This is a genomic window from Aminobacter sp. Y103A, from assembly GCF_030294925.1.
Lineage (GTDB): Bacteria > Pseudomonadota > Alphaproteobacteria > Rhizobiales > Rhizobiaceae > Aminobacter > Aminobacter ciceronei.
Genome location: NZ_AP017986.1, coordinates 1505051 through 1520171, shown reverse-complemented (window position 1 = coordinate 1520171; position 15121 = coordinate 1505051). Strand labels below are relative to the sequence as shown.

General features: G+C 63.7%; 13 protein-coding genes and 1 tRNA gene. 6 read left to right on the top strand and 8 right to left on the bottom strand.

Annotated features, from left to right (window positions below; genetic code table 11):
- Positions 1-132: 132 nt before the first annotated feature.
- Positions 133-3981 (bottom strand): PAS domain S-box protein, encoded by a 3849-nt coding sequence (locus Amn_RS07315; protein WP_154385336.1) that lies wholly within the window; start codon positions 3979-3981, stop codon positions 133-135.
- Positions 3982-4223: 242 nt separating this feature from the next.
- On the opposite strand from Amn_RS07315, the gene Amn_RS07310 reads away from it, so the two are divergent.
- The 4 genes from Amn_RS07310 to Amn_RS07295 all read left to right on the top strand — a co-directional run bounded on the left by Amn_RS07310 (position 4224) and on the right by Amn_RS07295 (position 5743).
- A complete protein-coding gene (locus Amn_RS07310) occupies positions 4224-4682 on the top strand; it encodes a phasin (RefSeq protein WP_067965195.1) in 459 nt (152 codons plus the stop codon).
- 257 nt (positions 4683-4939) lie between these two features.
- Positions 4940-5016: transfer RNA gene (locus tag Amn_RS07305), tRNA-His, on the top strand.
- 114 nt (positions 5017-5130) lie between these two features.
- Positions 5131-5424 (top strand): I78 family peptidase inhibitor, encoded by a 294-nt coding sequence (locus Amn_RS07300; RefSeq protein WP_067965198.1) that lies wholly within the window; start codon positions 5131-5133, stop codon positions 5422-5424.
- A 28-nt stretch (positions 5425-5452) separates the two neighbouring features.
- Positions 5453-5743 (top strand): hypothetical protein, encoded by a 291-nt coding sequence (locus Amn_RS07295; protein ID WP_067965201.1) that lies wholly within the window; start codon positions 5453-5455, stop codon positions 5741-5743.
- A 135-nt stretch (positions 5744-5878) separates the two neighbouring features.
- Here the strand turns inward: Amn_RS07295 and Amn_RS07290 are convergent, their stop codons facing one another.
- The 6 genes from Amn_RS07290 to Amn_RS07265 form a co-directional block, all read right to left on the bottom strand.
- Positions 5879-6190 carry a YMGG-like glycine zipper-containing protein gene (locus tag Amn_RS07290; RefSeq protein WP_067965203.1) on the bottom strand — a complete coding sequence of 104 codons (312 nt, stop codon included), beginning with the start codon at positions 6188-6190 and terminating at the stop codon, positions 5879-5881.
- A 164-nt stretch (positions 6191-6354) separates the two neighbouring features.
- A complete protein-coding gene (locus tag Amn_RS07285; RefSeq protein ID WP_067965207.1) occupies positions 6355-7173 on the bottom strand; it encodes an ABC transporter permease in 819 nt (272 codons plus the stop codon).
- A 1-nt stretch (position 7174) separates the two neighbouring features.
- Positions 7175-8086, bottom strand: a complete 912-nt coding sequence (locus Amn_RS07280; RefSeq protein WP_067965209.1) for an ABC transporter permease subunit — start codon at positions 8084-8086, stop codon at positions 7175-7177.
- A gap of 8 nt (positions 8087-8094) precedes the next feature.
- Positions 8095-9234 (bottom strand): ABC transporter ATP-binding protein, encoded by a 1140-nt coding sequence (locus Amn_RS07275; protein WP_067965211.1) that lies wholly within the window; start codon positions 9232-9234, stop codon positions 8095-8097.
- Between the two features lie 64 nt (positions 9235-9298).
- Positions 9299-10399 (bottom strand): polyamine ABC transporter substrate-binding protein, encoded by a 1101-nt coding sequence (locus tag Amn_RS07270; protein ID WP_067965212.1) that lies wholly within the window; start codon positions 10397-10399, stop codon positions 9299-9301.
- Between the two features lie 241 nt (positions 10400-10640).
- Positions 10641-11597, bottom strand: a complete 957-nt coding sequence (locus tag Amn_RS07265) for a DMT family transporter (RefSeq protein ID WP_067967053.1) — start codon at positions 11595-11597, stop codon at positions 10641-10643.
- Positions 11598-11860: 263 nt separating this feature from the next.
- Between Amn_RS07265 and Amn_RS07260 the strand changes: the two genes are divergently transcribed.
- Together Amn_RS07260 and Amn_RS07255 are read left to right on the top strand one after the other, a co-directional pair.
- Entirely contained in the window at positions 11861-12409 is a 549-nt protein-coding gene (locus Amn_RS07260; protein ID WP_182574782.1) for an NADPH-dependent FMN reductase, read from the top strand.
- The gene (locus Amn_RS07255) at positions 12406-13647 is read left to right on the top strand and encodes an MFS transporter (RefSeq protein WP_286295845.1); all 1242 of its coding nucleotides are present in this window, start codon (positions 12406-12408) and stop codon (positions 13645-13647) included. The genes Amn_RS07260 and Amn_RS07255 overlap by 4 nt, the downstream gene beginning before the upstream one ends.
- 19 nt (positions 13648-13666) lie before the next feature.
- Here the strand turns inward: Amn_RS07255 and Amn_RS07250 are convergent, their stop codons facing one another.
- Positions 13667-15103, bottom strand: coding sequence for a S41 family peptidase (locus Amn_RS07250; RefSeq protein ID WP_286295843.1), 1437 nt, complete (start codon positions 15101-15103; stop codon positions 13667-13669).
- Positions 15104-15121: the final 18 nt, after the last annotated feature.

Below are 15121 nucleotides of genomic sequence, written 5' to 3'. Positions count from 1 at the left end.
ATATCAATAGTTTAGAAAATTTCTAAACTGGAGCATTTCATACCGGATTCAAGGACTTGTTCGACAATTTCTAACAATCGCATGGCTTGTTCACGAAAATGTGCGGAAATGTCGCACCTCGCTAACAAGCCACTACTCGGCAAGGACGCGCGTCGAGGGGAAAGTAACCTCGACAAGCGTGCCCTCGCCGGGCGTCGACGCGATGGCAAAACGGGCGCGATTGGCCTCGACCATCGCCTTGGTCAGCGGCAGTCCGAGACCGGTGCCGTCGCCGCGCGAGCGCTTCAGCGAGTTGATCTGCTTGAACGGCTTCAGCGCCTGCTCGATCTCGGCCTGGCTCATGCCGATGCCGGTGTCGCGCACCCGCATGACGATGTCGCCCGAGGTCTCGTAGGAGGTCGAGACGATGACCTGACCGCCGGCCTGGGTATAGCGCACGGCGTTGGACAGCACATTGAGCGCGATCTGGCGGATCGAGCGTCGGTCGGCGACGATCTCGGGCAGGCGCGAGGCAAAGCTGGAGCGGATGATGACGCGCTCGCGATTGGCCTGCGGCTGCATCATCGCCACGGTCTCGGCAAGGGTGTCGTTGAGCGACACCGCCTCGTAATCCATCTCCTGCTGGCCGGCCTCGATCTTGGAAATGTCGAGCAAGTCGTTGACCAGCGACAGCACATGGTTGCCGGAGCGGTTGATGTCGCGGAGATAGTCGCGATAGCGGTCATTGGCGACCGGGCCGAACTTCTCGTCGACCATCAGTTCGGAAAAACCGATGATGGCGTTGAGCGGAGTGCGGATCTCGTGGCTGATGCGGGCGAGAAAATCGGTCTTCTGGGACGACGACCGCTCGGCCACGGCGCGCGCCTGGGTCAGTTCCTCCTCGGCGCGCTTCCACTGGGTGATGTCGCGGACCACGGCGCAGAAGCCGCTGTCGTTGGGCAGGCGTCCGATGGTCATGAACAACGGGATGAACCGGCCTTGCGCCTCGCGGCCGATGACCTCGCGGCCATCATTGAGCACGCTTGCCACGCCATGTTCGGACAGCCCGACGAGATAGTCGCGCGCGGCACGCTGGCTCTCGATGGCGAACAGCGAATAGAACGGCTTGCCGGTAACCTCGTCGCTGTCGAAACCGAACAGGGCCTCGGCCGGACGGCTGATCGAGCGGATGGCACCGTCGCGGTCGATCAGCACAACGCCGTCCGTGGCGGTGTCGATGATCGTGCGCATCTCGGCGAGACGCTCTTCGAGTTCGGCGACCTGTTCGACGGCATCCTCGACCTCGTCGTCGGCACTGATGCGGCGGACGACCAGCATCAGCGCCTTGCCGTCCTGCCACGGCACCGAGCGCAACACAGCTTCGATTGGGAACTCGTCGCCGTCGCGGGTCTTCAGTTTCAGGTCGTGGTCGGAACCGGGCTGGTCGCCGTAGCTCTCGGCGAACAGGGCATCGAGACCGCCTGCCCGCGACAGTTCGTCGACCGAGCCGTAGCCGGTCAGGTCGAGGAACTCGGCATTGGCGTAGTGCAGCACGTCACCGGCATGGATCAGCACCGGCACCGGCAGTTGCTCGAGGATAGGTGCATCGACGGGTGTGTCGCGCCCAGCGGCCAGGGACGGGATGATTTCTTCGGCGCGCAGCGGCGGCTTTTCCGGCTCATTGCGCGTGACATCGACGGCTTCGATGACAGGCTCGACCGGCCGCACCGAAGCCAGCGAGACGATTTCCGCACTCTCGACGGCAAGCTGTTCGACGGGTGCGGGCAGAGCCGCGTCTGAAGTCGCCGGCTCCTCGGCATCCGCCGCTCCATTTGGCTCCGGCTTTTCGCCGACAGCATGCTCGGGGGATTCATCTGCCACCAGCACATGCCCGGCCGTTTCAGCGGCCGCGGCTTCAGCATAGGCCGCGATCTCGGCCGAGGCGGCTTCGCCGTTCTTTTCCGAGACTGGCTTTTCCGCCGCGGACGTCGCCTCAGGCTTCGCAGCTGTTGGAATCTCGACCGCCTCAGTGGCTGCCGCCTGCTGCCTTGTCGCGACGATCTCGTGCGCGCGCTTCAGCTTCTCGCCGATCTCGCGGAATGCGCTGCGCTCGGTGCTGGAGAGGCCCTTGCCATTGGCGGGTTCTTCAGCCGCCGTCGGCCGGTGCTCGGCCAGGCGGATCACCTTGTCGGAATAGCGCCGATCATGCTTGCGATCGATCTCGAGAGCCGGAACTTCGCCGGCGAAAGGGTCATCAGCGTTGTTCGGCTCGGCGGCTTGCCGGGTTTCAACGGAAGGTGTTTCAGCAACCTCCGGTGCCAGTTGCCTGGCTTCGGTCGGACTGGCTTCAGGCGCCAGTACAGCAGGCTCGACAGCTAAGGGATTCGCCGGTTCAACGGCGATGGCTTCGGCTGCAGGCTGCACTACGCCGGCGTCCGGCTGTGGCTCGGCCTGTTCCGGATGCTTGCCGTTGGGAACCAGCGCCAGTCCGATGCGCTCGTGGTCGACGACAGCCTCGCCGGGGCGCGCCACGCCGAAACCGCGAAAGCCTTCAAAGCTGCGATCGCGGCCATAGACCGGCAATGCGGCGAGATCGACCGGAATACGCCAGTCGGTGCCGGCGACCGGCCAGAGCACCGAGCGACCGGACCAGGTGTCGCGGCGCTGCAGCAGACCCGCGATCTCGCCCGACGGGTCGAGTTCGAAGGTGGTCGAGACATCCTGGAAACGGCGGCCGACGACATCGGCCGCATGGTCGCCGACAACAGCCGCGAATTCCGGCGAGATGGCGCTGAAACGGCCGTCGGCGTCAGTGCGCCAGACGAAGCGGACGGGGGCAGCCGAGCGATCCAGTGCCGGCCTGGCCGGCGCCAGCTGCGATGGCGCGGGCTGAGCGGCCACAGCGGGCTCTGCCGCGACGACAGGCTCTTCCAGAGGCTGCGAAACGTCAGCCGATTCGGCAACAGGCTCCGGCGCGGACGCCGGCTCGGCGGTCCGCTCTGACGGCGTGGCCGACCAGGCGACCGGCTCGGGCGCTGAGACCGGCTCGTTGGTTGGAACGTCACCTGCGGCAGGCCCGCTGACAGCCGCCTCGGTGACTTCGGCAACGACAGGCGCCGCAACCGCCCTGTCGGCCATTGCCGCGCGAACGGTGGCGCCGGCCCGGCTCTCGCGTTCCTCGGGGCTGAAATACCAGTGGTCGTGATCGGCATGGTCCTGCGACTGCACCGTCGCCGGTGCAGAAACTGGCGCGGGCGCCGGATCAGCTGGCGGTGCCTCGACGCGCGCAGCGCCGGCCGGGGCTGCCTCCTGTTGCTCGCCGGCTTCGGCGTCTTCCATGACCTCCAGGCGCTCGTCGACAACGACCAGCAGGTGGCGCGCCGGCTCGTCGGTCAGACGTGCCAGGCCCGCCGGCAGATAGCCTCCGGTCGCGGGAATGGCCCGCTTGATGATGCGGTCGCGCTCACGGCCAACCGCCGACACCAGCCCGGCCAGCGTCGATGGCGCGATGCCGAGCCTGGCAAAGCCGTCGGTTGCGGCCTCGACCTCCCCTTGGGCGTCGAGGAAAGCCAGGAAATGTCCCTGCTCGGTGAAACCGCTGATGGCATTGGCGGCGATGTCCTTGGCGCCCCGCGCGCTGGCGGGAACGGCGAGCATGATTGCGGCCGCGCCACCCGGCAGCCGGACGGAACTGGCGACGAAGGCAACGGCGGTGCTCGTCAGGCCCGACGCCACGCGCACCATGATGGAGCGGTCGCGGCCGATGTCGGGAAAGCCCGACGTTGCAGCGATCTGGCGGCGGGCGATCGGCCCCAGGCGCGACGGCGCGCCGATCACCGCATCGATGTCGTCATAGCCGAGCACGGCGGCGCCCGGACCATTGGCCCAGAGCACGTCCTCGAGATCGACCGACAGCACGACGATGGCATCGCCGGCAGCAAAACGCTGCCTGACACGATCAACGACCGCGACGTCGATAAAGGAATAGGCTGCTGACGGCATTCACATGTCCCGCAAGGCGCGCATTCTCACAATTAACGCTTTGTTAATAAAAGCCGTCATCGCCAAGGTCTAGCAAACAGCTGTCACAGAGCGAGATTATTCTCGTCACGTGGTTAACCCGCGCCAAGCCGAAATGGTGCACTGCAACATAGATATTGCAATGCACAATAGAATGCCCTATATGAGAGTTGCGAATAAACGAGACGGGTGACACCACCCCGTCCAGTCCACAGGGTGAGACAATGTCCAAGACCAAGACCGCAGAATTCGCAGATACCGTTGAACTGCCGAGCTTCGACGTTTCCAAGGCCTCCGACCAGTTCCGCGCCTTCGCAGAAAAGGGCGTCGAGCAGTCCAAGGACGCTTACACCAAGCTCAAGACCGGTGCTGAAGAAGCCCAGAAGACCATCGAGTCGAGCTACGAGACCGCCCGCAGCGTGACCAACGAGCTGTCGCTCAAGGCGATTGCCGCGCTCCGCACCAATGCCGAGGCCGGCTTCTCGCATCTCGAAGCTCTCGCCGGCGCCAAGACGCTGTCGGAGATCGTCGAGCTGCAGACCTCTTATCTGCGCAGCCGCGTCGAGCAGACCGTCGAGCAGGCCAAGGAATTCCAGGCCGTTGCCTCGAAGGCCGCCGAAGACGTCTCGAAGCCGGTCAAGACCGCTTTCGAAAAGGCGCTGAAAGACCTCAAGGCCGCCTGACAGCGACCAACAAGATACCCGGCGGGCGGTTCCTCCTCCCTCTGCCTGCCGGGCGAAGCGGCCAGCACCTCCTCCCGCTGGTCACATAAAGGAAAAGGCCGGCACCTCCTCCCGCCGGCCTTTTTCTTTTTTTGCAGGCGCCGGAAGGCCTGATTTCAACGACTTCCCACAGGCAGCGCAAATCGCCGCAGTGGAATATGCGCAAAGCTCTTGAAATGCGTCCGAAGAGTCCGTATTGACGCCGCACCAACAGGTACGCGGTTGTAGCTCAGTTGGTTAGAGCGCCGGATTGTGGATCCGGAGGTCGGTGGTTCGAGCCCACCCAACCGTACCATTTTCCTCCCCCAAGACAGCTTCAAGCATCGATGACAGGCAGCGTGGCCTTGCATAGTGCAGCCGCATTCCGGCCCGATCGTCTGCTGAAACTGCGAATCAAAGGAACATGCCCATGATCGACCTGCGCGTTGCCGCCGGCATTGCCACGACGGTGATCATCCTCGCCGGATGCCAGAAAGAGCCCGTGGCAGCACAGCCGACGTCGGGGATCTGCGATCGCGGTGCGGCAGAATCACTCGCCGGCAAGGACCGGATCGCCGACGACGAGGTGATGCGCCTCACCGGTGCAACCATCGTTCGCCAGCACAAGCCGGGCGATCCGGCGACGATGGATTTCCGCCAGGAGCGCGTCACCGTCGAAACCGATCCCACGACCGGCAAGATCGTCCGCGCGTTCTGCGGCTGATCTCGATCCCGGACGCAGACGGCCGACCATGCCCGATCCGAAGCCCCTGGATCTTTCGAGGCTGCGCGCCATCGGCTGGTCAACCTGGGACCCTATCGGACTGCGTGAGCCCGGTGCGGACTGGTGCGACCAGCCCTTCACGGATGAATATGACAGCTACCTGATCGAGGCAGCGTCCGGGCTTGGGGATGGCTGGTCGGTGGAAAAGGCCAGGGATTATCTGCTGTCGATTGCCAGCGACCACATGGGGCTGCCGCAGGTTTCGCGTGACACTGCCGAGGCAACGGCAAAGGCCATTGCGGACTACCTGCACGAGTAGAAAAACGATTGCGCGGCGCAGACAGACCTTGGCCAAACGACACTCGGTGGAAAACGAAAACCGGCGCGCTTCGGATGAAGCGCGCCGTTTTCGATGTCCCTGAGGCACGAAAATGTACCGCGATGGCGGAGGTGCTTACTGGCAGGGCGCCAGATAGGTCACCGGCTTGCCGTAGCGGTCGTACATCGGCCGGCCACGGTTGTCGTACTGGTGGTAGCGGCATTCGCCGGGCGCCGTGCCCGCGCCGATCATCGCGCCGGCAAGGCCGCCAATGACGGCGCCCGCGACGGTTGCGCCGGTGTTGCCGCCGATGGCCTGGCCGACCAGGGCACCGCCCACGGCACCGACGGCGCCGCCGCCGACCGCGCGCTCCTGCGGGGTGTTACAGGCCGTAGCGGCCAAGGCGACGAAAGACAAAGCTGCTGCTGTGGCTAGAAAACGCGTCATCGACCCTACTCCTTGAAACAATCGCCAGACGCTATCATGGCGACTTTTGCTTATCCAGTGGCATACCCTTGGAAACTCTCGCCTTTTCGGCTGCTCCAAACCTCTTTCCTGGTGCCCTATGGATCCCGTTGTGGCAGTTGCCGGCAACGACACGGGACGCCAGCTCACCCTCGCTGTGCTGCCTGTTCGTCGCGCAGGCGCTGGACCTCGCGCCGCTTGTTGACCAGCGAAGCGGCGATGACGCCGCAGGCGACGATGCCGATCAGGATTGTGCAGGCGGCATTGATCTCGGGTGTCACGCCGAGGCGCACCTGGCTGTAGATCTTCATCGGCAGCGTCGTCGCACCCGGCCCCGAGGTGAAGCTCGAAATCACTAGGTCGTCGATGGAGAGCGTGAAGGCCAGCATCCAGCCCGAGACGATCGCCGGCAGGATGACCGGCAAGGTGATCTGAAAGAAGGTTTTGACAGGCGGGGCGCCAAGATCCATCGCCGCTTCCTCGAGCGAGCGGTCGAATGTGACGAGCCGCGACTGCACCACGACGGCGACGAAGCACATCGAGAAGGTGATGTGGGCGAGCGTCAGGGTGAAGAAGCCGCGATCGAGCCCGACGGCGACGAACAGCAGCAGCAGCGACAGGCCGGTGATGACCTCGGGCATGACCAGCGGCGCAAACACCATGCCCGAAAACAGCACCCTGCCCCGGAACCTGGTGTAGCGGGTCAGCGCAAGTGCTGCGAGCGTCCCGAGAACTGTGGCCATCGTCGCCGAGATCAGGCCGACGCGGATGGTCACCCAGGCCGCGTCCATCAGGCCCTGATTGTGGAACAAGGAGACGTACCATTTGGTCGAGAACCCGCCCCAGACAGTGACGAGCTTGGATTCGTTGAAGGAGAAGACGACCAAAAGCACGATGGGCAGATAGAGGAAGGCAAAGCCCAGTACGATGGCCGTGATGTTGAAGCGGCTCCAGCTCGCATTCATCTCAGCGCCCCTGTTCCTGGGCGCGTGCCTGCGCCTGCTGGAAGAACATGATCGGCACGACAAGCAGCAGAAGCAGGATCACCGCCACTGCTGAGGAAACCGGCCAGTCACGGTTGGCGAAGAATTCGTTCCACAGCGTCTTGCCGATCATCAGCGTCTGCGAGCCGCCGAGCAGGTCGGGGATGACGAACTCGCCGACGGCAGGGATAAACACCAGCAGGCAGCCGGCGATCACGCCGGGCAGCGACAGCGGGAAGGTGACCTTCCAGAACGCCGTCATCGGCGGGCAGCCGAGGTCCTGCGCCGCCTCGATCAGCGAATAGTCCATCTTCTCCAGCGCCGAATAGAGCGGCAGGATCATGAACGGCAGGTAGGAATAGACGATGCCGATGAAGATCGCCGTATGCGTGTTGAGGATCACCAGCGGCTGGTCGATGATGCCGGTGGCGAGCAGCAGCTGGTTGAGCAGGCCCTCGGGCTTGAGGATGCCGATCCAGGCATAAACGCGGATCAGGAAGCTGGTCCAGAACGGCAGGATCACCAGCATCAGCAGCGTCGGCCGGATCGTCGCCGGCGCACGCGCCATGCCATAGGCGATGGGATAGCCGACGATCAGCGCCAGCAATGTCGAGATCCCGGCGATGATCACGCTTGAGACATAGGCGTTGAAGTAGAGCGCGTCCTGCGTCAGCCAGAGGTAATTGTCGAAGCTGAACTCGCCGATCTGCGTTATCAGGCCGGACACGCCGTCTGAAAGCCCGAGCACGGGCGTGTAGGGCGGCATGGCGATCGCCGTCGTCGACAGGGAGATCTTGAAGACGATGAAGAACGGAATGAGGAAGAAGAACAGCAGCCAGAAATAGGGAATGAGGATGACGAGGCGGTCGGTTACGGCCGAGAGCGGATGTTTCATCACCCCACCTATCGCGTCAGAACGACGCCGGCGTCGTTGCGGAAGGAGATCCAGGCCTTGTCGTCCCAGCTCAGCGGGTCCTCGGTGGCGCGCGTCGCATTGAGCGAGCTCGCCTTGACCACCTGGCCGTTGCCGATCTGGACGTGGAAGATGGTCATGTCGCCGAGATAGGCGATGTCGTAGATCTCGCCCTCCATGACATTGTCGCCGCCTTCCGGCTTCTTCGACGAAACCTTGATCTTTTCCGGCCGGATGGCGAAGGCGACTTCGCTGCCTGCGGCGGCGTCGCCGGCATTGGCCGTGCGGATGGTGACGCCATTGGCGCTGGTGATTGTCGCGCCGGCGCCGTCGCGGTCGGCGACCTTGCCTTCGAACATATTGATGTTGCCGACGAAGTCGGCGACGAAACGCGAGCCCGGTGCTTCATAGACCTCGGCGGGCGTCGCCACCTGCATCACCTCGCCCTTGTCGAGGATGGCGATGCGGTCGGCCATGGTCATGGCCTCTTCCTGATCGTGGGTGACGACGACAAATGTCAGGCCAAGCGTCTGCTGCAGGTCCATCAGCTCGAACTGGGTTTCCTCGCGCAGCTTCTTGTCGAGCGCACCGAGGGGCTCGTCCAGCAGCAGAACCTTGGGCCGCTTGGCCACCGCCCGGGCCAGCGCGACGCGCTGGCGCTGGCCGCCTGAAAGCTGGTGCGGCTTGCGCTTGGCAAACTGGCTGAGCTTGACCAGCTTGAGCATTTCGGCGACGCGGGTGTCGATGTCGGCCTTGGGCATGCCGTCCTGCTTGAGGCCGAAGGCAATGTTCTGCTCGACCGACATATGCGGGAACAGTGCATAGGACTGGAACATCATGTTGACCGGCCGACGATAGGGCGGGATGCCCCTGAGGTCCTGACCGTCGAGCAGGATCTGGCCGGAGGTCGGCTCCTCGAAGCCGGCGAGCATGCGCAACAGCGTCGACTTTCCGCAGCCCGAGGCGCCGAGCAGCGCGAAGAACTCACGCTCATAGATCGACAGCGACAGATTGTTGACGGCGGTGAAGTCACCGAACCGCTTGGTGACGTCCTTGAACTGAATGTAGGGCTTGGCGTCTGGCTTGTTCCAGGGCGCAAAGTCCCTGCGGATATTGCCGAGCGATTTCATTTCCCTCTCCCACCTGCCCCTGATGCGAAGCCCGGCGCCGATGGCGCCGGGCCGCATGCCTTGGTTATTGTCCGGTGACGATCTTGGTCCAGCTGCGGGTCACCACGCGCTGGGTCTTGGGATCGTAGGGCGGCACGGTGAAGAGCTTGGCGAGCGTCGCTTCATCGGGATAGATCGCCGGATCGCTGGAGATCTCCTTGTCGATGAACTGCTGCGACGCCTTGTTGCCGTTGGCGTAGAAGATGTAGTTCGAGGCCTTCGCCGCGACTTCCGGCTTCAGCATGTAGTTGATGAACTCATGCGCCTCGGCGACATGCTGGGCATCGGCCGGGATCGCCATCTGGTCGAACCACATCTCGGCGCCCTCCTTGGGGATGACGTAGTCGATGACGACGCCCTGGTCGGCTTCTGCGGCACGATCGCGCGCCTGGAAGACGTCACCCGACCAGCCGACGGCCAGGCAGATGTCGCCATTGGCAAGCGCGTTGATGTATTCCGAGGAATGGAACTTGCGGATCGACGGACGGACCGCGAGCAAGGTCTCTTCCGCCTTGGACAGGTCGCCCAGTTCGGTCGACTGCGGCTTGAGGCCAAGATAGTTCAGCGTCGTCGGCAGGATGTCGGTCGGGGAATCCAGCACATAGACGCCGCATTCGGCGAGCTTCGCCAGCTGTTCCGGCTTGAAGACCACGTCCCAGCTGTCGATCTTGTCGATGCCGAGCGCTTCCTTGACCTTCTTCTGATTGTAGCCGATGCCGACCGTGCCCCACATGTAGTTGACCGAATACTCGTTTCCCGGGTCGTAGGCGGCGGTGCGCGAACTCACCACATCCCAGACATTCGTCAGGTTGGGCAGCTTGGACTTGTCGAGCTTCTGGTAGACGCCGGCCTGGATCTGGCGCGCCAGGAAGGGGCTGGCAGTCGGCACGACGACATCGTAGCCGCTGCCGCCGGCAAGCAGCTTGGTCTCGAGGATCTCGTTCGAATCGTAGACGTCATAGACGACCTTGATGCCGGTCTCCTTGGTGAAGTCCTCGATGATCGTCGAATCGATGTAGTCAGACCAGTTGTAGACGTTGACGACGCGCTCCTGGGCGTTGGCGGGCATCGTGAAAACGGCGATAAGGGCTGACGCGGCGGTCAGCCAAAGCGCTCTACGGTTCATGGCAGTCTCCCGTTGCGGACGCACCCGTCCCGGCGCATCCTGATCCTGTACAAAAATCGAGTGATGAAGGTAGCGCGCTCCCGCCGGCTCGCGACCCGGCGCAAACGTTACGGCGATTTACATCTGCGGACACCGAAGCCCCGGCAGTGGAACCTGGCAAGATACGCCTGTGTTGTTGTTACCCTCGACGCTCAGCCTGCCCGCCCGACGGTAGTATTGTCAATGGTAAACGACCAATTGATCAATCGGGCATCGGCATGCCGGTGACACCGGGTCTTTGCGGTTGCGCCTGGCGCCTGAACTCGAGCCCGAGATGCACGAGCAAGGCGACGAAAATGACCGCACCGCCTGAGATGGTACGGAGCGACGGCACTTCGGAATGGACGAGCCAGACCCAGATCGGCCCGAGCATCGGCTCGAAGGTGCCGATCAGCGCGGCGACGGCCGCCGGGATCAACCGCGCCCCGGTGGCGAAGAAGGCGAGGCCCAGACCGAGATTGACGACGCCGAAGGCAAACAGAAAACCCATCTCGCGCGGCGAGACGGCAAAGGCCGAGGCTTGCGAGGCGGCAAAAGCCGCCGCGATCATGGTGCCGAGGCAGGTGGCCGGCGTCATGCGCACATGGGAGAAGCGGCGGGTGATGACGGTAGCGATCGAAAACACCACTGCTATCAGCAAGGCGAGGCCGTCACCAATCGGCGAAACCTTGCCGGTGAGCGACTCCGAAACCATGATCGCCACGCCGACGATCACCGCCAGGATCGCCGCCCATGTCGCCAGCGCCACCCGCTCGCGAAACAGCACCCAGGCAAACAGCGCCGCAAGCAACGGCACGCCAGCCTGCATCAAAAGGACATTGGCGACGGTGGTGTAGGCAAGGGCGATGACGAAAGATGTCGAGGCGGTGGCAAAGCAGATTGCCACCAGCAGACCGGGCAGCCCCATGCCGCGGAACAATTGCAGCGTTCCGCGAAAGCCGTCACGCCAAACCATGAATGCCAGCAGAAAGGCTGCCGCCCAGAACGAGCGCCAGAACACCACCGTCCAGATGTCGTCGATCTCGATGAAGCGGCCGATGGCGCCCCCCAGGCTCCACATCAGCGCCGACAGGAACACCAGGGCGATGCCCAAGCGCTCGTCGCGCCGCGAAACCTGCGGCGCAGTGGCGTCGGATAGCGGAACTGCCGGGTCTGTCATGGCCTCAGTATCGATGACGTTGGGGTGGCTGGATATGCTCAAAACGACTTGAAACGGTCCAATTCGCTACCTCATCGCTCAAGCTACTGCGTGGTCCAGCCCATGACGATGGTTGTGGCAAACCGCGCTGCATTCGAACAATCCCCCCAGCGATGTCGAAGAGAACAATCCGACGGCGCTCAATTTTCTTCTTGACCTCAATATTAGTTGAGGTTTTACAGAAGCGGCTCCAACACCGATACCGAAATGGAGCCACCCCTGAAATGCCCCAGAAAATAAAGCTCGCCATCATCTATGGCAGCGCCCGTGAGGGCCGTTTCTGCGATACCGTGGTCAACTGGGTTGCCGCCGAAATTGCGGGCCACCAGCAGTTTGCCATCGACTTTATCGACCCGCGCGACCTCGGCCGAAACCGTGCCGATGTCGCCCGCCGCCTTGGCGATGCCGACGCCTTCCTGGTGGTGACGCCGGAGTACAATCACGGCTACACCGCCGACCTCAAGGCACTGATCGACGCCCACAGCATCCAGTGGCAGGCAAAGCCGCTGGCCTTCGTCTCCTATGGCGGCATTTCGGGCGGGTTGCGGGCGATCGAACAGTTGCGCCTGGTGTTTGCCGAACTGCATGTCGTGGCAATCCGCGACACGGTGAGTTTTGCCAGCGCCTGGAGCAAGTTCGACCGCAACGGCACGCTGATGGACCCGCGCGATGCGCGCAAGGCGATGTCGGCGCTGCTCGCCCGCCTGCAATGGTGGGCAATCAACCTGCGCGAGGCACGTGCCAACACGCCCTTTCTCGAGGTGGCCGCATGAGCGCGCTGCAACCGGTTCGGGTCGCGGAAGCGGCGGCTCTGCCCGACCGGCATGCCGGCCGCAACTTGACACTTCTTTTGATCAGCACATTGACGATCATGTCGGGCGCGACCATCTCGCCGTCGCTGCCGGCCATCGAAAGCCATTTCGTCGGCAGTCCCAACGTCGAGATCCTGACGAGGCTGGTGCTGACACTGCCGGCGCTGTCCATCGTCATCTGCGCCCCATTCGCCGGCGGACTGGCCGACCGCTTCGGTCGCCGGCCGCTGCTGATCGCCGCGGCCCTGCTCTATGGTCTCGGTGGCATGTCGGGGCTGGTGGCCGATAGCCTGCCCGTGCTTCCGGTCGGACGCGCGCTGCTCGGCGTCGCCGTTGCCGGCGTGATGACGACGGCAACGGCACTTGTCGGGGACTATTTCAGCGGCCCGGCGCGTGATCGTTTCATGGGCTATCATTCGGCATTTGTCGGCTTTGGCGGGCTGATCTTCCTGACCGGCGGCGGCATGCTCGCCGAAATGCACTGGCGTGCACCCTTCGCTGTCTACGGCCTGTCGCTGCTGCTGATCCCGGCTGTCATTGCGTTCATCGACGAACCGGTCCGCAACCGCATTGCGTCGGCGACCGTTGCCGCCAAAGCCTCTGCCGGCACGGCATGGCTCGCGGTCTTCGCCGTCTACGGCGCGGCGGTGCTCAACAGCGTCGCCTTCTACCTGTTGCCGGTCCAGCTGCCGTTCCATCTCAACGCCATGGGCATCGGCTCACCGACACTGGCCGGCCTCGCCATCGGGCTCAGCAGCCTGATCGGAGCGGTTGCCGCTTTGGCCTATGCGCGCCTGCGCGCCAGACTCGGCGTGGTCGGCGTGTTCAGTCTCGCCTTCGGCCTGATGGGTACAGGCTACGTCCTGCTGGGGTTTGCCAGTGCGCTTGTCATGGTCCTGCTGGCCGCAATAGTTGTCGGCCTGGGCCTTGGCATGATGATGCCCAACATCGCAGCGGCGGCGATGGCGGCGGCGGCACCCGAAATGCGGGGACGCGTTGCCGGCGGCATGACCGCCAGCATCTTCGCGGGACACTTCATCTCGCCCTTCGCCAGCCAACCGATGATCGCGGCCTTCGGCTTCGCCGACACCTACCTCTACACCGGGCTCGTTGTCGGCGGCGTCGCCATGCTTGCCGCAGCAGCGGCCGCCTTCCGCGCAAGCACCGACCGGACAAACAGGGCAGGCCACCGCAGCTAACGGAAGCCTGCTCGGCTTCTTATTTGGCCTGTTTCGCCAGCTTCCGCACTTCCGACAGGACGGCGTCGTCGCCGGAAACGTAGCTGGCGAAGGTCTGGGCGACGGGGACCGTGGGCCGCAGGGAACCCGCGGCGGTGCCGTAGACATAGTTCGGCAGGAAACAGGTGGCCAGCTGCGATAGCCGGCAGCCGTTCTCCCAGTCGTGATAGGCGGTGGTGTAGCGAAACGCGATTTTGGAATTGGGCATGATCGTCGTGCCGCCCTCGCCCCACATCTGGCCGGCGTCACCCATCTCCTCGCCGACCAGCGTAGCACGCTCGCCGGCATAATATTTCAGCCGTGACGCGCTGCTGATCGCCGCCGAAAACGTGTTGCCGCTGGTCAGAATGAAGATGCGTCCATTGGGCACGGCCTCCGGCAGCAGGCGCGAGAAGTCGGTGCCGAGCATGTAGTTGCCGCCCGGGCTGAACCTGAGGTCGACGACGGCATGCCTGACGTCGCGCTTGCCAGCCTCCTCCAGCACGCCAGCCAGATAGTCGGCCATCGGCGCCCCGTCCGCATCGCGGAAGCGGTTGATCTGGACGTAGAGGATACCATCTTCTTCGAGATAGCTGTGCCACGCGTTCTGATCGGGACGCGAAAGATAGGGCGGCGTGACGCCGTCCAGAACATGGACCCAACCGGCGCCACCCTTTTCAGGCGCAACCGGACTGAGGTCGCGCTTCGGCCAGACGGTTCTCGTCGAAGGCTCGCCTTTCTCCGGCCCGACGCCAAGCGTGCGCACGATCTCGGAACCGTCGGCCTTGCGGAAACGAAACGCGCTCTCGTCCGCTTTGGCGGCCAGTTGGGCCGCGTGGAGCAGCTCCGGCGAAATCATGAAATTCGGCGACAGCTCGCGCACGTATGTTTCGGTGCCGCCGACATAGGGCCGCAATGCCGCGACCAGCTCGTCCGGGGTCCTTCCGTTCGTCATGAGCACTTGCGTCCCGAGAAGATCGCGATGCTCCACTGTGGCGCGAACAACGAAAAGCCCGTCGGCAAACCAGCCCAGCCGCAGCGGGATGGCGTTGAAGCCCTGCCCGCCGGCAAGACCGAGAACGTTGGTGTGGCCGTTATGGGCAAGGGCGACCGCCTTGGCCGCGCCCATCGCCAGCGCAGGCCGGTCGAGTTCTGATGCGCGGGCCGTCAGTTCATCGACTTCCTTAACAAATGCGGCACTGGTTTCAGCCGTCAAGCTGCGCTCGACCAGCTGCATGTTGCGAAGATGAGCCAAATCCTGCGCGTTCTCGTCAGCCTGCGAACTGCCGGCAGATGAAGCCGCGGCCGGATAGGACATGAATACCGGATACAAGATGACGCCGAGCGGCAGCACAACGACGATCAGCAATGCCAGAACAGCAAGCGCCACACGCTTCGGCCACCGCCTCGACTTGGGTCGGACATCAGAATTACTCATGTGAACGTCTCCAAATAC